Origin of the sequence: Streptomyces sp. NPDC017991 (assembly GCF_044328075.1) — a bacterium.
Classification (GTDB): domain Bacteria; phylum Actinomycetota; class Actinomycetes; order Streptomycetales; family Streptomycetaceae; genus Streptomyces.
The window spans coordinates 722,000-740,135 of the sequence record NZ_JBIRGP010000004.1 but is presented as its reverse complement, the minus strand read 5'-3'; the positions used below and the strand labels follow the sequence as shown (position 1 = coordinate 740,135).

16 protein-coding genes are annotated in these 18,136 nt (G+C 71.8%); 9 read left to right on the top strand and 7 right to left on the bottom strand.

What is annotated here, in order from left to right:
* Positions 1-74: 74 nt before the first annotated feature.
* Entirely contained in the window at positions 75-749 is a 675-nt protein-coding gene (locus ACH4DZ_RS16075; protein ID WP_398287684.1) for a response regulator, read from the bottom strand.
* Positions 750-806: 57 nt separating this feature from the next.
* Positions 807-2,015 (bottom strand): sensor histidine kinase, encoded by a 1,209-nt coding sequence (locus ACH4DZ_RS16070; RefSeq protein WP_398287683.1) that lies wholly within the window; start codon positions 2,013-2,015, stop codon positions 807-809.
* A 172-nt stretch (positions 2,016-2,187) separates the two neighbouring features.
* On the opposite strand from ACH4DZ_RS16070, the gene ACH4DZ_RS16065 reads away from it, so the two are divergent.
* On the top strand, positions 2,188-3,213 hold the full coding sequence (locus ACH4DZ_RS16065; RefSeq protein WP_398287768.1) for an SAM-dependent methyltransferase: 1,026 nt from the start codon (positions 2,188-2,190) through the stop codon (positions 3,211-3,213).
* A gap of 43 nt (positions 3,214-3,256) precedes the next feature.
* On the opposite strand, the gene ACH4DZ_RS16060 is transcribed toward ACH4DZ_RS16065, so the two are convergent.
* Complete coding sequence (locus ACH4DZ_RS16060; protein ID WP_398287682.1) at positions 3,257-4,417, bottom strand: NADH-quinone oxidoreductase subunit D; 1,161 nt, start codon at positions 4,415-4,417, stop codon at positions 3,257-3,259.
* A 31-nt stretch (positions 4,418-4,448) separates the two neighbouring features.
* Between ACH4DZ_RS16060 and ACH4DZ_RS16055 the strand changes: the two genes are divergently transcribed.
* Positions 4,449-4,988 carry a PH domain-containing protein gene (locus ACH4DZ_RS16055; RefSeq protein WP_398287680.1) on the top strand — a complete coding sequence of 180 codons (540 nt, stop codon included), beginning with the start codon at positions 4,449-4,451 and terminating at the stop codon, positions 4,986-4,988.
* Positions 4,989-5,044: 56 nt separating this feature from the next.
* A complete protein-coding gene (locus ACH4DZ_RS16050) occupies positions 5,045-6,361 on the top strand; it encodes a PH domain-containing protein (protein ID WP_398287767.1) in 1,317 nt (438 codons plus the stop codon).
* Positions 6,362-6,430: 69 nt separating this feature from the next.
* On the opposite strand, the gene ACH4DZ_RS16045 is transcribed toward ACH4DZ_RS16050, so the two are convergent.
* Together ACH4DZ_RS16045 and ACH4DZ_RS16040 are read right to left on the bottom strand one after the other, a co-directional pair.
* On the bottom strand, positions 6,431-8,293 hold the full coding sequence (locus ACH4DZ_RS16045) for a hypothetical protein (RefSeq protein WP_398287679.1): 1,863 nt from the start codon (positions 8,291-8,293) through the stop codon (positions 6,431-6,433).
* 394 nt (positions 8,294-8,687) lie between these two features.
* The gene (locus ACH4DZ_RS16040; RefSeq protein WP_398287677.1) at positions 8,688-9,812 is read right to left on the bottom strand and encodes an alpha/beta hydrolase; all 1,125 of its coding nucleotides are present in this window, start codon (positions 9,810-9,812) and stop codon (positions 8,688-8,690) included.
* A 202-nt stretch (positions 9,813-10,014) separates the two neighbouring features.
* On the opposite strand from ACH4DZ_RS16040, the gene ACH4DZ_RS16035 reads away from it, so the two are divergent.
* The 6 genes from ACH4DZ_RS16035 to ACH4DZ_RS16010 all read left to right on the top strand — a co-directional run bounded on the left by ACH4DZ_RS16035 (position 10,015) and on the right by ACH4DZ_RS16010 (position 15,163).
* Positions 10,015-11,886, top strand: a complete 1,872-nt coding sequence (locus tag ACH4DZ_RS16035) for a phosphatidylglycerol lysyltransferase domain-containing protein (protein ID WP_398287676.1) — start codon at positions 10,015-10,017, stop codon at positions 11,884-11,886.
* A gap of 142 nt (positions 11,887-12,028) precedes the next feature.
* A complete protein-coding gene (gene folP, locus ACH4DZ_RS16030) occupies positions 12,029-12,943 on the top strand; it encodes a dihydropteroate synthase (RefSeq protein ID WP_398287675.1) in 915 nt (304 codons plus the stop codon).
* Complete coding sequence (locus tag ACH4DZ_RS16025; protein ID WP_398287674.1) at positions 12,940-13,443, top strand: nuclear transport factor 2 family protein; 504 nt, start codon at positions 12,940-12,942, stop codon at positions 13,441-13,443. Before folP ends, ACH4DZ_RS16025 begins: the two co-directional genes overlap by 4 nt.
* 224 nt (positions 13,444-13,667) lie before the next feature.
* Positions 13,668-14,027, top strand: coding sequence for a dihydroneopterin aldolase (gene folB, locus ACH4DZ_RS16020; RefSeq protein WP_107022331.1), 360 nt, complete (start codon positions 13,668-13,670; stop codon positions 14,025-14,027).
* Positions 14,024-14,632, top strand: coding sequence for a 2-amino-4-hydroxy-6-hydroxymethyldihydropteridine diphosphokinase (folK, locus tag ACH4DZ_RS16015; protein WP_398287673.1), 609 nt, complete (start codon positions 14,024-14,026; stop codon positions 14,630-14,632). The genes folB and folK overlap by 4 nt, the downstream gene beginning before the upstream one ends.
* 48 nt (positions 14,633-14,680) lie before the next feature.
* Complete coding sequence (locus tag ACH4DZ_RS16010; RefSeq protein WP_398287672.1) at positions 14,681-15,163, top strand: DUF3180 domain-containing protein; 483 nt, start codon at positions 14,681-14,683, stop codon at positions 15,161-15,163.
* 168 nt (positions 15,164-15,331) lie between these two features.
* Here ACH4DZ_RS16010 and folE read toward each other — a convergent pair whose 3' ends face one another.
* Together folE and ftsH are read right to left on the bottom strand one after the other, a co-directional pair.
* Positions 15,332-15,937: a GTP cyclohydrolase I FolE gene (gene folE / locus ACH4DZ_RS16005; RefSeq protein WP_398287671.1), complete on the bottom strand. Its 606-nt coding sequence runs from the start codon at positions 15,935-15,937 to the stop codon at positions 15,332-15,334.
* A gap of 146 nt (positions 15,938-16,083) precedes the next feature.
* On the bottom strand, positions 16,084-18,123 hold the full coding sequence (gene ftsH / locus ACH4DZ_RS16000) for an ATP-dependent zinc metalloprotease FtsH (protein ID WP_398287766.1): 2,040 nt from the start codon (positions 18,121-18,123) through the stop codon (positions 16,084-16,086).
* Positions 18,124-18,136: the final 13 nt, after the last annotated feature.

Sequence of the window (18,136 nt, the reverse complement as noted above, 5' to 3'; positions counted from 1 at the left end):
AGCCACCACCGAACCCCCAGGGGCGCGGGGAACTGCGCGGGCAAGCCCCGCCGGCCCGCAGCCGACAGCAGCGCTCAGCCCCCCTGTCCACCCGCCCGTACAAGGCCCGTCTCGTACGCCAGGACCACGACCTGGACCCGGTCCCGCAGCCCCAGCTTCGTGAGGATGCGGCCCACGTGGGTCTTCACCGTCGCCTCGGAGAGGACGAGCCGCGCCGCGATCTCGCCGTTCGACAGGCCCTGGGCGACCAGGATCATGACCTCGCGTTCCCGGCCGGTGAGCCGCTCCAGCTCCTTGTGCTGGGGATCCTTGCCGGCGCTGGGCAGCATCGGCGCGAAACGGTCCAGCAGGCGCCTGGTCGTCGAGGGCGCGACCACCGCGTCGCCGCTGTGCACGGAGCGGATCGCGGCGAGGAGTTCACCGGGCGGCACGTCCTTGAGCATGAAACCGGAGGCGCCCGCCTTGAGCCCCGAGAAGGCGTACTCGTCGAGGTCGAAGGTGGTCAGGATCAGCACCTTCGGCGGGTTCGGGTCCGAGCAGATGCGGCGGGTCGCCTCCACCCCGTCCAGCTTCGGCATGCGGACGTCCATCAGGACCACGTCGACGTCCCTCCCGCGCAGCGCCTGCAAGGCCTCCACACCGTCGCCCGCCTCCGCCACGACCTCCATGTCCGGCTGGGCGTCGAGCACCATCCGGAACCCGGTGCGCAGCAGCGCCTGGTCGTCGACGAGCATCACGCGGATCGGCATGGGGAGGTCCTCCGGTCGGTTCGAATGCGCGTACGCGTCTTCGCGGGCGGGCACGTGTCAGTGAGCGGGCTTGAGCGGAAGCAGGGCGCTGATGCGGAAACCTCCGCCGGGACGCGGCCCGGCGTCCAGGGTGCCGCCGACCATGCCGATGCGCTCGCGCATACCGATCAGGCCGTGGCCCTGGCCGTCCACCCCGCCCTCCTCGTACAGCTCGTGCGGGGCGCCCTTGCCGTCGTCCTCGACGAGCAGGCCGAGGCCGTCGTCGAAGTAGACCAGGCGCACACTCGCTCCCGCGTTCGGCCCCCCGTGCTTACGGGTGTTGGTGAGGGCCTCCTGCACGATGCGGTACGCGGTCAGCTCGACGCCGCTGGGCAGCGGACGCGGAGTGCCCTCGATCTTGAAGTCGACGGGGAGACCGGAGCCGCGGCACTGCTCGATCAGGTCGTCGAGCTGCTCCACGTCGGGTTGCGGCACGTACTCGCCGGACTCCTGGTGCTCGCCGGTGCGCAGCACCCCGAGGAGGCGTCGCATCTCGGCGAGCGCCTGCCGTCCCGTCCCGGAGATGATCTCCAGAGCCTTCTTGGCCTGGTCCGGGGCGGAGTCGAGAACGTACGCCGCGCCGTCCGCCTGGACCACCATCACCGAGACGTTGTGCGCGACGACGTCGTGCAGCTCGCGGGCGATCCGGGCACGCTCGGCCGCGACCGCGACCTTGGCCTGCGCCTCGCGCTCCTTCTCCAGCCGCGCGGCCCGCTCCTCCAGCTGCGCGAAGTAGGCGCGGCGGGTCCGCAGGGAGTCGCCGAGGACCCAGGCGAGGGCGAAGGGAACCGTCTGGAAGATCACTATCGCCACCTGCCCCGCGGCGCTCTGGTGCTCCTCCGGCCAGCGCAGCTGCGCCAGCGGGGCCGCGAGCAGACCCGCCGTGAGGGCAAGCCGGGACGCCCAGCGGGTGCCGTTCGAGGCGACCGTGTAGGTGATCACCAGCAGCGCGAAGTCGGCCGGCACCAGCGGCATGTCCAGCACCAGCTGCGCCGCGCCCATGGAGACGGCGAGGATCAGCATCGACTCGGGCAGCCGCCTGCGCAGCGCGATCACCAGGCAGAGCAGCAGGGTGATCGGAAGGACGACGGCCAGATGGTCGGTCCCGGAGTCGGAATTCTCCTGCCCGGACGTTCCACTCGCGACCGAGATCCCGAGCAGGACGACGGCCCAGAAGCCGTCGACCCATGTCGGGTGCCTGCGGAGAAAATCATAGAGGCGCTGCACGTAACCCAGCGTAGGGAAGCGTGCTGTGTGCAGGGGTCAACCGGAGGGTCGATCCGTAACCGGTGCTTGTACTCCCCAAGGTGGAGGCCGCCGCGAACTCGGCGCTTAGCCTGGCGCGGTGACAGCGAGGGAAACAGGGGTGGGCGCAGTGGAGCGTGAGGCGGCGGGCGGGATGCGCGGGTGGCGCCCGGCGACCGAGGAAGCGCTGTACGGGCCCCGCGGTTTCTATCGCAGGCCGGAGGGTCCCGCGGGCCATTTCCGCACCTCGGTGCACGCGTCACCGCTGTTCGCGGGGGCCGTGGCCCGGCTGCTGCGGCTCGTCGACGAGGCCCTCGCCCACCCCGCCGAACTCGCCTTCGTCGACCTGGGCGCGGGCCGGGGCGAACTCGTGAGTGCCGTCCTGAGGGCGCTCCCCGCCGAAGTGGCCTCCCGCGCGCGTGGGTACGCGGTGGAGCGCGCCGCCCGCCCCACCGGACTCGATCACCGGATCGAGTGGCTCCCGGAGCCCCCGCCGGGCGTCACGGGCCTCCTGTTCGCCAACGAGTGGCTCGACAACGTGCCGGTGGACGAGGTCGAGGTGGACGCGCGCGGGGTGCCCCGCCTGGTCCTCGTGGACGCGGACGGGACGGAGTGCCCCGGGGAGCCGGTGGGGGGCGCGGACGCGCGCTGGCTGGAGAGGTGGTGGCCGCTCACGCACACGACCGGCGGCCCGCCACCCGTCGAAGGTCTGCGGGCCGAGATCGGTCTCCCCAGGGACACCGCCTGGGCGTCCGCCGTGGCCGCTCTCGGCCGTGGTCTGGCCGTCGCCGTCGACTACGGGCACAGCGCGGGCGCACGGCCGCCCTTCGGGACGCTGACGGGCTTCAGGGAGGGCCGGGAGACGGCCCCCGTGCCGGACGGCTCCTGCGACATCACCGCCCATGTGGCGCTGGACGCGTGCGCCCTGCCCGGCGGCCGGCTGCTGAGCCAGCGGGACGCGCTGCGGATGCTGGGCGTGAGCGGCGAGCGGCCGTCCCTGGCCCTGGCCTCGACGGACCCTGCGGCCTACGTACGGGCCCTGGCGGGCGCGGGCGAGGCCGCCGAGCTGACCGCCCGGGGCGGCCTGGGCGACTTCGGCTGGCTGACGCAGCCGGTCGGCATCCCGGACCCCCTCCCGGGCCCCCTCCCTCACCCGGACCCGGAACAGCCCTCTACGTAGAGGGCTGTTCCGGTCGACGAGCCCTACTTGCCGCCGACGAGTGCTACTTGTCGATGTCCCCCACCACGAAGAACAGCGACCCCAGGATCGCCACCATGTCCGCGACCAGCGTGCCCGGCAGCAGCTCGGTGAGCGCCTGGATGTTGTTGTACGAGGCCGAACGCAGCTTCAGCCGGTACGGGGTCTTCTCGCCCTTGCTGACGAGGTAGTAGCCGTTGATGCCGAGGGGGTTCTCGGTCCAGGCGTACGTGTGGCCCTCGGGGGCCTTCAGGACCTTGGGGAGCCGCTGGTTGATCGGGCCGGGCGGCAGCTCCGCGAGCCGGTCCAGACAGGCGTCCGCGAGGTCGAGCGCGTTGTGGGTCTGCTCCAGGAGGCATTCGAAACGGGCCAGGCAGTCACCCTCCTGGCGTGTGACGACCTTCAGGGTGTCCTGGAGTTCCCCGTACGCGAGGTACGGCTCGTCGCGGCGCAGGTCGAAGTCGACACCGGAGGCGCGCGCGACAGGACCGCTCACCCCGTAGGCGTGCACCGCCTCGGGGGAGAGCACTCCGACCCCGCGTGTCCGCCCCCGGAAGATCTCGTTGCCGAGCACCAGGCCGTCGAACCGGTCCATGCGGGAGCGCACTCCGGAGACGGCCTCCCGCGCGCGCGTGGCCCAGCCGGCCGGCAGGTCCTCCTTGAGGCCGCCCACCCGGTTGAACATGTAGTGCATGCGCCCGCCGGAGACCTCCTCCATGACGTGCTGGAGCTCCTCGCGCTCGGTGAACGCGTAGAAGATCGGGGTGATCCCGCCCAGTTCCAGGGGGTACGACCCGAGGAACATCAGGTGGTTCAGGACCCGGTTCAGCTCCGCGAGGAGCGTGCGGGTCCATACCGCGCGCTGAGGCACCTCCATGCCGAGCATCCGCTCCACACCGAGGACCACGCCCAGCTCGTTCGAGAACGCGGAGAGCCAGTCGTGGCGGTTGGCCAGCATGATGATCTGCCGGTAGTCGCGCGCCTCGAAGAGCTTCTCCGCGCCGCGGTGCATGTAGCCGATCACCGGCTCCGCGTGCTGGATGCGCTCACCGTCCAGGACGAGCTTCAGCCTGAGTACGCCGTGGGTGGACGGATGCTGGGGCCCGATGTTGAGCACCATGTCGGTGCTCTCCGCGGCGCCGCCGATACCGACTGTGGTCTCCGTGGGACCCGCCGTAGGAGTCATGCGGACAGTGTGTCGTACGTACGCTTGCTGCATGGAGACGGGGACCTCGGAAAACGCGGGGCAGACAGCGGGCGGGCCGGCCGGGCGGGCAGCGGGGCGACCGGCGGACGAGCCGGTGTGGATCGCGCTGCCGCCGGGGCTGCTGAGGATGCGACGGCTGTTGCTGGTGGTGTGGCTGGGGCTGCTGGCCCTCGCCACGGGAGTGTTGCTCGGTCTGTTCGCCGGGCCCGCCTGGGCGGCGTTCGCACTGCTGCCGGCGGCCGCGCTGCTGTGGGGCTGGCCGATGCTGGGCCGCAACTGGCGTTCCTGGCGCTATGCCGAGCGCGCGGACGACCTGCTGATCAGCCGGGGTGTGCTGTGGCGCGAGGAGACCGTCGTGCCGTACGGGCGCATGCAGCTGGTCGAGGTGACCTCCGGTCCCGTGGAGCGGCACTTCGGGCTGGCGAGTGTGCAGCTGCACACGGCCGCCGCGGCGACGGACGCCCGTATCCCCGGGCTCGTACCGGCGGAGGCGGAACGATTGCGCGACCGGCTCACCGAGCTGGGCGAGGCCCGATCGGCGGGGCTGTGACGACGTCACCGAACGCCCCCAAGGACGTACAGGGCATACGGACCGAGGCCGGGCCGGTGGGGAGATCCGCGCCGGCCGGGGAGTCGGTGCCGCGCGAGCGGCGGCTGCATCCCGTGACTCCGCTGCGGCGCGCGTGGGCGCCGGTCGCGGTGATCGCCGGATGGGCCGTGCACGATCCCGACCAGGCGCAGCGGCAGCTGATGCGGCTCACGACGACCGTCCTGCTGGCCACGCTCGCCGCGGCCGTCCTGGGGGCTGCCCTCTACGGCTTCCTGAGCTGGTGGTTCACGCACTTCTCGGTGACCGACACCGAACTGCGCATCCGTACGGGCCTGGTGTTCCGGCGTACCGCGCACATCCGGCTCGAACGGATCCAGGCCGTCGACGTCACCCAGCCGCTGCTGGCCCGCGTGGCCGGTGTCGCCAAGCTCAAACTCGACGTCGTCGGGACCGACAAGAAGGACGAGCTGGCCTATCTGGGCCAGGAGGAGGCCCGGATACTACGGGCCGAACTGCTCGCCCGCGCCGCCGGTTTCGCCCCCGAGACCGTGCACGAGGTGGGCGAGGCACCGGTGCGCCGACTGCTGCACGTACCGGCCAGGGTCCTCGCCGTCTCGCTCGTCCTGACCGGGGCCACCTGGGGGACGCTGGCCGCCGCACTCGTCGTACCGCCGCTGCTGTGGTTCGCCACCCACAGCGTGTGGACGGTGCTCGCGACGGCGCTGCCGCTGCTCGGCGCGGCGGGCGCGAGCAGCGTGGGCCGGTTCGTCGCCGAGTACGACTGGACCGTGGGCGAGTCGCCGGACGGACTGCGCATCGACCACGGACTGCTCGACCGTACGCACGAGACCGTGCCGCCCGGGCGCGTCCAGACCCTCCACATCGTCGAGCCGCTCCTGTGGCGGCGGCGGGGCTGGGTCCGGATCGAGCTGGACGTGGCGGGCTCGTCCAACTCCGTACTCGTACCGGTCGCCCCGCGCGAGATCGCCGAGTCGGTCATCGCGCGCGTGCTGCCGGGCGTGACCGTACCGAGCACCCTCGCGCGCCCCCCGCGCCGGGCGGGCCGGTGCCTGCCGTTCTGGTGGCGGGGTTACGGGATCGCCGTGACCGACACCGTCTTCGTGGCCCGGCACGGGCTGCTGCGCCGCAGCATCTCGCTCGTACCGCACGCGAAGGTGCAGAGCGTGCGCCTCGAACAGGGGCCGTGGCAGCGCCGCCAGGGGCTCGCCGACGTCCGGGTGGACACCGGGGCCAACAAGACCGTGACGGCCCGGCTGCGGGACGCCTCGGAGGCTGCGGAGCTGCTGTACGCGCAGGCGGACCGTGCGCTGACCGGCCGGCGCGAGGCCGGGCCGGACCGCTGGATGTCCTGACCTGACCTGCCTCGGAGAACCGCGCCTTCTTTGAGAAGACCCCGCTTCGAGGAAACCGTCGGGAGACCTCTAGGAGACCGCGCTCCGCAGTCCCGTCAGGTCGATCTGTTCCGTCTCGTCGTGCGCGGTCAGGTCGATGACCTGGCCGACACCGCGCGACTCCTCGCCCACGGGCTTGAAGCCGGACTCGGCCTCGGCCTTGTGGAGCGCGAGCGCCTCCTGCCCGACCACGTCGGCGAGGTCCTCGTTCTGCACGGCCTCCAGCGCTTCCGCGCCCTTCTGCGTACCGAAGAAGTCGAAGCCGCCCTCTACGGAAGGGCGCCGCACGGGCGTGGCCGGTGCGACCGCCACGGCCGTCGGCACGGTGAAGTGTCCGGCGCGGCGCGCGGGCCGCGCGGCGGGCGTCAGCGCTTCAGCGCTCGTCGGCGACGGACCCGCTTCGGCCGCGGGCGGCTGCTGTACGCGGGCCACTTCCGACGGGGTGGGACGCGCGAGGGCGCTGCCCGGCGAGGATTCGGGCGCCGGGGCGTGCGCGGTGTCCGGCGCGGGCCGGGACGCCGTGCGGGTCGCGGTGGACTGCAGGGACGTCACTCCGACGGCGCCGGACCGGGCTCGGGGCCGGACTGTCCCGGCGGACTGCGTGGTCCCGGCGGGCTGCGCGGGGGGCCGTACGTTCTCGGTCCCGGCGGACTGCGCGGGCCTCGGGACGGTCGCGGCGGCCGTGCGTTCGTGCCCGACGACCGCCTCGGGCTTCCCCAGCGCCTCGCCCTCCTGGCGGGTGTCGCCTTTCGCCGGCGCCGCCGTCACGGCGCCGCCCGTCGCGGAAGCGGCGGCGGCCTTCGGGGAGCCGCCCGGCCTGGGCGCGCCCTTGCCGGGGCCGCCCGGCGACGGCGAACCCTTCCGGGCCCCGCCGTTCGCGGAAGTCCGCTTGGCCGGGCCGCCCTTGGGGGGCGTCGTCGGCGCGGGGCCGCCGGTGTCGGGGTCTTCCGGGGCCGGGTCGTCGGGGGTCGTGCTGTTCGCGACCGCGCCGGCCTGCGCCGGACCGGCCACGACTCCCGCGTCGGCTCCCGTGTCGCCTTCCGCTTCGGCGGCTATGGACGCGTCCATCGGCGAGTCGGCCCGCACCGAGCCGGACTCCTCCGGGACGGCCTCGACGGCGGTGTCGTCCCCGGACCCGACCGTGGAGGACTCGGCCGTGGACCCGTCGTCGTCCGAGGCGTCCGAAGCCTTCGAGGCCTCCGAGTCGTCCGCCCGAGCCGCGTCCTCGGCCGCGACGCCGTCGCGGGCCCCCCGGAGGCGGTCCAGCGCCGAGTTGGCCTTCACATAGAGGACCGAGGCCGCGGAGGACGCCGCCAGGGCCGCCTGGACCGTCGCCGTCGTCGCCTCGGGCACCGCAGCCTCGGGAGCGGTGTCGGCGGACCCCTCGGGGCCCGTCTCCTCGGCCGCCGAAGCCGTGTCGGCGGCCTCCGGGGCCGGAGCGGCCTCTATCTCAAGGAGCCGGCGGCCCTCCAGCGCGGTCGCCCGCTCGGTCTCCGCCGTGGCGTACCGCCTCAGCAGCGCGGCGTGTTCGTTGCGCAGCCCGGCCAGCTCGGCACGCTTGGCGCGCAGCCGTTGTTCCAGCTTCGTACGGAGTTCGCGCGACTCGTCGAGGTCGCTCTCCAGTTCGGCGACCCGCTCCTCGTGACGCCACTCGTCGCTCGCGCGCCCGCGGGCGAGATCCGCGACACGCCTGCCCGCCGAGGCGTCCCAGCGGCGCATGACGACCGCGCCCACGACAGCCGTCAGCGCGGCGCCCGCGGCCAGCCCTCGGAGCACCGTCGGTTCGGAGAACAGCCATGGCCCCACGGCGCAGACGACGGATACGCCGGCGATCGCCGAAGGGGGCAACAGCCGGTGCAGAGGTGGGGAATGGCGGTGACGTCCTCGTGGCATGGCCAGAAACTTACCGCGCGTAGGCGAATGATGGTGCCCCGCGGGGCAAAAACGCAGCCACACCGAAACCTTCTCACCGCCCCTTCACCGGACAATCCCCGCACCGGCCCCTTCCGGAACGCCACTTGGGCCCGCCACCAGCAGCCGCACGGGTCCCGCGCCGTTCACCCGCCGTCCGCCTATTCGAGGCCGGTTCCCGCGTGGCCGCTCCGCCACTTCTCGATCAAGCTCCGCGCATTCGCCGACGGACGGGATCCCCGGTCTTGCCACCACACTTCCGGAGATCCGCGAAAATCTTCCGGCCGGTGAATTCAGCGGACTTCGCGGCGTATTCGCGTACAGCCATCGTCGGAAACCATGACCGACGGCCGTTCGGCAGCCGGTCAGCGATCGGTCAGCGGTCGCTCAGCCGCCCGCTGAGCCACTGGAGGGTCGCCGGGATCTCGCGCCGCCAGGTGTTGAAGTTGTGGCCGCCGCTGTCGAGGATGATCGACGAGATCCGGGTCGGCTTCCTCGCCTCGACCAGGTCGATGAACCGCAGCGTCTCCCGGTAGTTGCTCTCGCCCTGTCTGCTGCTGCTGACGAGCAGCGAGGTGTCGGGCGCGGGCCGGTGCTTGAGGTACCAGACCAGGTCGGCGCTGTCGCGCGACTCCTGGTCCCCGTGGAAGAGATCGCCCGTCGTGGGGTCGGACGGCGGCCGGTAGTACGGGGACAGGCCCGCCCCGGCGGCGTACGTCCCCGGGTGGTGGATCGCGAGTTTCAGCGCGCAGTAGCCGCCCGTCGAGTCACCGACGATGCCCCAGCTGTCGGGCCTTCCGCCCACCCTGTAGTGATGTGACACGGCGTCGGGGAGGTCCCGGGCGAAGAACGTCTCGGTCCGCGGCCCGCCGGGGACGTCCACGCACTCGGTGTCGCGCGGGGGCGCGACGGTCGGCCGCATCATGACCAGGATCATCGGCTGCATCCGGCCGTCCTTGGCCAGCGCGTGGGCGGTCTGCGGATAGTGCAGGCCCTTGACGAGCGCCTCCGCGGTGCCGGGATAGCCGGTGAGCACGACAGCGGCCGGGAACGTACGGGTGCGGTACCGCGGCTGGAAGTACTCCGGCGGCAGATAGACGTACGCGGGACTGGCGATGTGCGTCCGCCTGCCCACCAGTTCGACCTTCTGGAGCCGGCCGCCGACCTGCGGCCGCGCCCCGCCGGACACGTTGACCTGCCGGGTGCCGACCACTCGGAGCTGCCCGGCCGCGTCCCCGGGATCGTGGTCGACCACCACGCCCTGTCCGGATTCCCGGCCGAGGAGGTCGGCCCAGCTCGCGTAGAAGCCGAAGGCCTGGTTGGCGCCGAGGCCGACCGATGCGAAGACCGCGAACTGAGTGGCCGTCAGCAGGGCGATCCGCCCCGACACGGCACGCCAGTCGCGGCGCGCGAGCAGCGGCCAGCACCACACCGTGCCGACGAACAGCAGCACGGCGGCCAGGACCACCAGTGCCAGCACCTTCTTGCTCGTGAGTCCCATGAGCTGTTCCTGCCTGCGCTTTCCGACCGGTGGCCGCACCGCTGCCTTCACGGCGGCTTGCCCCGGTCTTTCCTTTCCCTTTGGAGCGGTTTTCCGGAAGGGAGTGAACCTGGCTCCTCAAGACACCGTCCTAGAGGGCGCAATGTCGCCGGATGCCGGATTGGCACCGGATTCAAGGTCTCTCGCAGAACCACGGGATGCGATGTCTGTCAGGATAGATGGGGAAAAGTCGGGCGACGTTCCGGAACGAACGGACCGGCCGCGGGGCGCACTCGGCCGTCCGGGCGGCGCCCCGCGCGGTCCGCGCCGCGTCCTCCACGGTCCGCCTCCCGAGGCCGTCCCCGCCTGGGTCGCCCGAGCCTGCACGCTCGTGGGGGTCCTGGACATCGCCGCGGGTGTCTTCCCGCGCTTCCGCCACAGCCGGATGCACACGCTCGCGGAGGTACTGCCGGGCGCGCTCGGGCCGTTCGCCGCCGCCCTGTCGCTCAGTACGGGTGTTCTGCTGCTGCTCCTGGCCCACGGGCTGCGCCGGCGCAAGCGGCGGGCGTGGCGGGCCGCGGTGGGGCTGCTCCCGGCGGGCGCCCTCGCCCAGTTCACGTACCGGCACTCGCTCGTCGGCGTGATCATCTCGATGGCGCTGCTGGTCCCGCTGCTGCGCCACCGGGACGAGTTCACGGCGCTGCCCGACCCGCGCAGCCGCTGGCGGGCGCTCGCCAACTTCGTTCTCATGGGCGCCGGTTCGCTCGTCCTCGGCCTGGTCGTCGTCAGCGCCCACCCGCACCGGATGATCGGCGACCCGAGCCTCGCGGACCGTATCGCCCATGTGCTGTACGGCCTGTTCGGCCTGGAGGGGCCCCTCGACTACACGGGCACCACGTCCTGGACGGTGGCCTTCTCGCTCGGCGCGCTCGGCCTGCTGACCGCCGTGACCACGATCTACCTGGCCTTCCGCCCCGAGCACCCGGCCGCCCGCCTCACCGAGGACGACGAGGTGCGCCTGCGCGCCCTCCTGGACAGGCACGGCGGGCGGGACTCGCTCGGCCACTTCGCGCTCCGCCGGGACAAGGCGGTCGTCTTCTCCCCCAGCGGCAAGGCGGCCGTCACCTACCGCGTCGTCTCCGGCGTGATGCTCGCCAGTGGCGACCCGATCGGTGACGTCGAGGCCTGGCCCGGCGCGATCGAACGCTTCATGGACGAGGCCACGGCCCACTCCTGGACGCCCGCCGTCATGGGCTGCTCCGAGACCGGCGGCGAGGTCTGGACCCGCGAGACCGGCCTCGACGCCCTCGAACTGGGCGACGAGGCGGTGGTGGAGGTCGCGGATTTCTCCCTGGCCGGGCGCGCGATGCGCAACGTGCGCCAGATGGTGAAGCGCATCGAGCGCGCCGGCTACGAGACCCGGGTACGGCGCATCCGTGACCTGGGCGAGGGCGAGCTGGACCGGATCCGCAGGGCCGCCGAGGACTGGCGCGGCACGGACACCGAGCGCGGCTTCTCCATGGCGCTCGGCCGCATCGGCGACCCGGCGGACGGTGACTGCCTCGTCGCGACGGCCCACAAGGCGGACGCCGAACCCGGCCCGTACGGCGACCTGAAGGCCGTACTCCACTTCGTCCCCTGGGGCGTGGACGGAGTCTCCCTCGACCTCATGCGCCGCGACCGCGCGGCGGACCCCGGCATGAACGAACTGCTCATCGTGGCGGCCCTGCAGGCAGCGCCCCGCCTGGGCATCAGCCGCGTCTCGCTGAACTTCGCGATGTTCCGCGCGGCCCTGGCACGCGGCGAGAAGATCGGCGCGGGCCCGGTCCTGCGGGTCTGGCGCGGTCTGCTGGTGTTCCTGTCCCGCTGGTTCCAGATCGAGTCGCTCTACAAGTTCAACGCCAAGTTCCGCCCCTGCTGGGAGCCCCGCTTCGTCGTCTACCGCACCTCCCGCGACCTGCCCCGCATCAGCCTCGCCGCCCTGCAGGCCGAGGGCTTCGTGAGCCTCGCCCTGCCGCGCGTCCTGCGCCGCCGCCCGAAAGCGCCCCGCCCGTGCGCCCACCCACTCGCGGAACGCGACGTACGGGCGGCCTGAGCGCCCCCGACCCCCATCGAGCCCCGCCCCCACCGAGCCCCGGCCGCCTCGCGACGCCCACCCCCGTGCCGCGCGGCGGCCGGTCCTGGCAGGCCTGCGGCCGTGAGGGGTGACCCACTCCCTTGGGCCTAGGCTGGACGGTATGAGCAAGATGAGCGGGCGAGGGCAGGTGTCAGGGCTCCCGGCATGGGACCGCTGCGCGGTCATGGGCGTCGTGAACGTGACCCCCGATTCCTTCTCGGACGGCGGCCGGTTCTTCGACACGACCGCCGCCGTCAAGCACGGCCTCGACCTGGTCACGGAGGGCGCGGACCTGGTCGACGTGGGCGGCGAGTCCACCCGCCCCGGCGCCGCCCGCGTCGACGAGGCGGAGGAGCTCAAGCGCGTCATACCGGTCGTCCGCGGCCTCGTCTCCGAGGGCGTCACGGTGTCCGTCGACACCATGCGCGCCTCCGTGGCCGAGCGCTCGCTCGCGGCGGGCGCCGCACTCGTCAACGACGTCAGCGGCGGCCTCGCCGACCCGGCGATGATCCCCGCCGTCGCCGCCGCGGGCGCCCCCTTCGTGGTCATGCACTGGCGCGGCTTCCTCCAGGGCAGCACCGTGCGGGGGTCGTACGAGGACGTCGTCTCCGAAGTGGTCGACGAGCTCCACGCGCGCGTGGAGGCCGTTCTGGCGGGCGGTATCGCCCCGGACCGCGTCGTCGTCGACCCGGGCCTCGGCTTCTCCAAGGAGGCCGAGCACGACCTCGTCCTCCTCGCCCACCTCGACCGTCTCCGGGAGATCGGCCACCCCCTGCTGGTCGCGGCGTCCCGCAAGCGGTTCCTCGGCCGCGTACTGGCGGGCCCAAAGGGCGCCCCACCGCCCGCCCGGGAGCGTGACGCGGCCACCGCCGCGGTCTCCGCGCTCGCCGCCCACCAGGGCGCGTGGGCCGTCCGCGTCCACGAGGTACGGGCCACCGCCGACGCCGTCCGCGTCGCCCGGGCCGTGGAGGGCGCCCGCACCGCGGAGGGAGACCGGACGGCCCGGGCAGCCGCGACCGGCGAGGGAGCCCGGTGAGCGCCCCGCACACGGACGTCGAACAGGTCGAACTCGCCAACACGGCCTTCTACGAGACGCTGGAACAGGGCGACTTCGAGGAACTGTCCTCGCTCTGGCTGACGCCCTCCGACCTGGGCCGGGACGAGGAGTACCACGACCCCGCGCAGGCCGGTGAGATCTCCTGCGTCCACCCCGGCTGGCCGGTCCTCAACGGCCGCGGCGAGGTCCTGCGGTCGTACGCGCTGATCATGGCGAACACCGAGTACATCCAGTTCTTCCTGACCGACGTGCACGTCTCGGTCACCGGTGACACCGCGCTGGTGACCTGCACGGAGAACATCCTCAGCGGCGGCCCCCCGCCCGAGGACAGCGACGAACTGGGGCCGCTCGTGGGCCAGCTCGTCGTCGCCACGAACGTGTTCCGCCGCACCTCGGAGGGCTGGAAACTCTGGTCGCACCACGCCTCGCCCGTCCTCGCCGAGACCGACGACGACGAACCGGACGAACCGACCCCCTGAGGCCCGCCGAGGCACTGCAGGGGCCCTGCTGGGGCCCGCCGAGGCCCCGAGGCAGCCCGGGCGGCCGATCATCGTCGTAGTACGTTGGTGATCGTGGCGCCGGCCCCGTGGCCCGGCCGACCGGCCGTGTCAGTGCCCGCGGGTAGATTCGTTCCAGGTCGGCGCACCGCCCGCACACGGCGGACCGGCTGCCCTCACCGTCGACGATTGCAGGAGTGATTCGCGTGGATCGTGTCGCGCTGCGCGGCCTCAGGGCCCGTGGGCACCACGGCGTCTTCCCGAAGGAACGCGAAGAGGGCCAGACCTTCATCGTGGACCTCGTCCTGGGCCTGGACACCCGGCCCGCCGCGGCCGACGACGACCTCACGAAGACCGTGCACTACGGCATCGTGGCGGAGGAGGTCGTGGCCGTCGTCCAGGGCGACGCGGTGAACCTCATCGAGACCCTCGCCGAGCGGATCGCCACGACCTGTCTGAAGCACGACGGGGTCCAGGAGGTCGAGGTGTGTGTCCACAAGCCGGACGCCCCGATCACGGTCCCCTTCGACGACGTGACCGTCACCATCATCCGGAGCCGTGCATGACAGCGTTCACCGAGGGCCAGAGCGACCCGACCGTACAGCCGGTGCCCGCCTCCGTGGTGGAACAGGTGGACGCCGCCGACTCGACCCTGCAGAACCCCAAGCGGGCAGTGATCTCCCTGGGCTCGAACCTCGGCAACCGCCTGGAGACCCTCCAGGGCGCCATCGACGCCCTGGAGGACACCCCCGGCGTCCGCGTCAAGGCGGTCTCCCCGGTGTACGAGACCGAACCGTGGGGCGTGGCGGCGGACAGCCAGCCGTCGTACTTCAACGCGGTGGTCGTCCTGAAGACGACCCTCCCCCCGTCCTCGCTCCTGGAGCGGGCCCACGCGGTGGAGGAGGCCTTCCACCGGGTACGGGACGAGCGGTGGGGCCCCCGCACGATCGACGTCGACATCGTGGCGTACGCGGACGTGGTCGCCGACGATCCGACGCTGACCCTCCCCCACCCGCGCGCCCACGAGCGGGCGTTCGTGCTGGCCCCGTGGAACGACGTGGAGCCCGAGGCCCAGCTGCCCGGCCGCGGCCCCGTGGCACAGCTGCTCGCCGCGGTCACCCGGGAGGGTGTCGCGCCCCGGGCCGACCTGGAACTCCAGCTGCCCGATTAGTCGTTAAGGTCAAGACGCGTCAGGACACACCATCGTGAGAGGGACTGAGTGAAAGAGCTGCGCATCAGGACGCTGGCCGCGGTGTTCCTCGTGGCCGGGGTGCTGTCCTGGGCAGGTGCCCGCCTGTGGAACTCGGTGGGCACGCTGCCCCGGGTGCCCCTCGCGGCCCCCATCGTCCTGGCTCTGATCGCCGTGGTCCTGCTGGCCACGGCGCTCTCCCTGCGGGCCCGGCTGAAGGCCCAGCGCGAGCGTGTGGCCGGCGCCAAGGGGGTCGACCCCCTGATGGCCGCCCGCGCGGTCGTCTTCGGCCAGGCAAGCGCGCTGGTCGCGGCCCTCGTCGCCGGGATGTACGGCGGCACGGGCGCGTTCCTGCTGGAGTCGCTGGACATCCCCGCCCGCCGCGACCAGGCCATCTACGCTGGCTTCTCGGTCCTGGCAGGCCTCGCCGTCATAGCGGCCGCCTTCTTCCTGGAACGAGTCTGCAAACTCCCGGAGGACGACGACACGAACGGCAACACGGCCCCGGCCTAACCCCACGCCACGGGGGGGCGCAGCCCCTCCCCGAGGGGCGCGGGGAACGGCGCAGTCTTTATGTCTTTCGCCCTTCAGGGGCGCGGGGAACTGCGCGACCAGCCACGACGAACCCGCACGTTCCACCAAGCCGCGGCAGCCCCCGCCCCCCTCGCGGGAGCGAGCAACTCAACGAGCCATGATCAGACTCATGGCCTCGTTACGCGTCGCCGCATCCCGCAACTGCCCACGAACGGCAGAAGTTATCGTCTTGGCCCCGGGCTTACGAATACCGCGCATCGACATGCACATGTGCTCGCACTCCACCACCACGATCACCCCGCGCGGCTCAAGGATCCCCATCAGCGATTCCGCTATCTGCGTGGTGAGCCGTTCCTGCACCTGCGGCCGCCGCGCGTACACGTCCACGAGCCGGGCGAGCTTCGACAAGCCCGTGATCTTCCCGGACGTGCTCGGGATGTAGCCCACATGCGCCACCCCCCGGAACGGCACCAGATGGTGCTCACAGGTCGAGAACACCTCGATGTCCTTCACGAGGACCATCTCGTCGTGGCCCAGGTCGAACGTCGTCGTCAGGACGTCCTCGGCCCGCTGCCGCAGCCCCGCGAAGATCTCCTGGTACGCCCGGGCGACCCGCCCCGGCGTCTCCCGCAGCCCTTCCCGGTCCGGATCCTCACCGACCGCGATCAGCAGTTCTCGTACGGCGTTCTCGGCGCGCTTCTCGTCGAAGTCGCCGATCACACCCTCGCCGTCCAGCCTCACGGGGTCGGTCATCTCGTGCCTCGTTCCTGTGCCTCTCACACGCGCGAACCGCGCGCCTCTCGATCGGGCATACGAAGATGCCGCGCCCCCCAGGCTAGAACCTGGGGGGCGCGGCATGCATTCCGGGCCTGGTGAGGGCGCCGGGAGCCAGGGTGCCGTCAGCTCTCGGTGCGGTCCTCGGGGGCCGTCTCGGTCACCGGGTGGGCCTCGGCGGATGCGTTGGCCTTCGAGGTGATCGCGGGGGCGGATCCGTTCGTCCCGTTCGTCAGTGACAGCTCCCTGGGGGAGAGCACCGGCGGGCGGGTGGACGGGGTGCGGCGGGAGGAGCCGGTCCACGCGGGACGGGCCGGACGCTTGATGAGGGGAGTGAAGACCTCGGCGATCTGCTCCTTGCTCAGCGTCTCCTTCTCCAGCAGCTGGAGCACCAGCGCGTCGAGGACGTCGCGGTTCTCGACCAGGATCTCCCAGGCCTCGTTGTGCGCGTTCTCGATGAGCTTCTTGACCTCTTCGTCGACGAGCGCGGCGACCTCTTCCGAGTAGTCACGCGGGTGCGACATCTCCCGGCCCAGGAAGGGCTCGGTGTTGTCGCCGCCGAACTTGATGGCGCCGAGGCGCTCGGTCATGCCGTACTGCGTGACCATCGCGCGGGCCGTTGCCGTGGCCTTCTCGATGTCGTTCGCAGCGCCCGTGGTCGGGTCGTGGAAGACGAGCTCCTCGGCCGCGCGCCCGCCCAGCATGTATGCCAGCTGGTCGAGCATCTCGTTGCGGGTCGTGGAGTATTTGTCCTCGTCCGGCAGGACCATCGTGTAGCCGAGAGCACGGCCTCTGGAGAGGATCGTGATCTTGTGCACCGGGTCGGAGTTCGGTGAGGCCGCCGCGACCAGGGCGTGTCCGCCCTCGTGGTACGCGGTGATCTTCTTCTCCTTGTCCGACATGATCCGGGTCCGCTTCTGCGGGCCCGCGACCACACGGTCGATCGCCTCGTCCAGCATGTTGTTGTCGATCAGCTTCAGGTTGCTGCGTGCGGTGAGCAGCGCGGCTTCGTTCAGCACGTTCGACAGGTCCGCACCCGTGAAGCCCGGCGTACGACGCGCGACGGCCGACAGGTCGACGTCCGGCGCGACCGGCTTGCCCTTCTGGTGGACCTTGAGGATCTCCAGACGGCCCAGCATGTCCGGGCGGTCGACCGCGATCTGGCGGTCGAAGCGGCCGGGGCGCAGCAGGGCCGGGTCGAGGATGTCCGGACGGTTCGTCGCGGCGATGAGGATCACGCCGCCCTTGACGTCGAAGCCGTCCATCTCGACGAGCAGCTGGTTCAGCGTCTGCTCGCGCTCGTCGTGACCGCCGCCGAGGCCGGCGCCGCGATGGCGGCCGACCGCGTCGATCTCGTCCACGAAGACGATCGCCGGGGCGTTCGCCTTGGCCTGCTCGAACAGGTCACGCACTCGCGAGGCACCGACACCGACGAACATCTCGACGAAGTCGGAACCGGAGATCGAGTAGAAGGGGACGCCCGCCTCGCCCGCGACGGCACGCGCGAGCAGGGTCTTGCCCGTACCGGGAGGCCCGTACAGGAGGACGCCCTTGGGGATCTTGGCGCCGACGGCCTGGAACTTCGCCGGCTCCTGGAGGAACTCCTTGATCTCGTGGAGTTCCTCGACCGCCTCGTCCGAGCCCGCCACATCGGCGAACGTCGTCTTCGGGGTGTCCTTGGTGATGAGCTTCGCCTTGGACTTCCCGAACTGCATGACCCGGGAGCCGCCGCCCTGCATCTGATTCATCAGGAACAGGAAGACGACGACGATGAGGACGAAGGGAAGCAGGGACAGCAGGATGCCGACGAAAGCGTTCTGCTTGGTCGGCGAGACCGTGTAGCCGTCCGGGATCTGCTTGTTCTGGAACTTGTCCTGGAGGGTCGTGGCCAGGTTCACACCCTGGTCGCCGATGTAGCTCGCCTGGATCTTCGAGCTGCCCTCGATCTTTTCGCCGTCCTTGAGCTCGGCCTTGATGACCTGCTCGTCGCCGGTTGTGATCTTGGCTTGTTTGACCTTGTTGTCACTGATCGCCTGGACGACCTGGCCGGTGTCCACCGTCTTGTAGCCGCCGGACGAGCCGACGACCTGCATCAACACGACCACGGCAAGGACGGCCAGCACGATCCACATGACCGGCCCACGGAAGTATCGCTTCACGTCCATCCATACGGAGCGG

What these genes read in the sequence shown, in the direction of transcription:
- ACH4DZ_RS16075 (WP_398287684.1), bottom strand. Translation starts at nt 749, where the DNA reads ATGCCGATCCGCGTGATGCTCGTCGACGACCAGGCGCTGCTGCGCACC.
- ACH4DZ_RS16065 (WP_398287768.1), top strand. Translation starts at nt 2,188, where the DNA reads ATGCGCGGGTGGCGCCCGGCGACCGAGGAAGCGCTGTACGGGCCCCGC.
- ACH4DZ_RS16060 (WP_398287682.1), bottom strand. Translation starts at nt 4,417, where the DNA reads ATGACTCCTACGGCGGGTCCCACGGAGACCACAGTCGGTATCGGCGGC.
- ACH4DZ_RS16055 (WP_398287680.1), top strand. Translation starts at nt 4,449, where the DNA reads ATGGAGACGGGGACCTCGGAAAACGCGGGGCAGACAGCGGGCGGGCCG.
- ACH4DZ_RS16045 (WP_398287679.1), bottom strand. Translation starts at nt 8,293, where the DNA reads ATGCCACGAGGACGTCACCGCCATTCCCCACCTCTGCACCGGCTGTTG.
- ACH4DZ_RS16040 (WP_398287677.1), bottom strand. Translation starts at nt 9,812, where the DNA reads ATGGGACTCACGAGCAAGAAGGTGCTGGCACTGGTGGTCCTGGCCGCC.
- ACH4DZ_RS16035 (WP_398287676.1), top strand. Translation starts at nt 10,015, where the DNA reads ATGTCTGTCAGGATAGATGGGGAAAAGTCGGGCGACGTTCCGGAACGA.
- folP (WP_398287675.1), top strand. Translation starts at nt 12,029, where the DNA reads ATGAGCAAGATGAGCGGGCGAGGGCAGGTGTCAGGGCTCCCGGCATGG.
- folK (WP_398287673.1), top strand. Translation starts at nt 14,024, where the DNA reads ATGACAGCGTTCACCGAGGGCCAGAGCGACCCGACCGTACAGCCGGTG.
- folE (WP_398287671.1), bottom strand. Translation starts at nt 15,937, where the DNA reads ATGACCGACCCCGTGAGGCTGGACGGCGAGGGTGTGATCGGCGACTTC.
- ftsH (WP_398287766.1), bottom strand. Translation starts at nt 18,123, where the DNA reads ATGGACGTGAAGCGATACTTCCGTGGGCCGGTCATGTGGATCGTGCTG.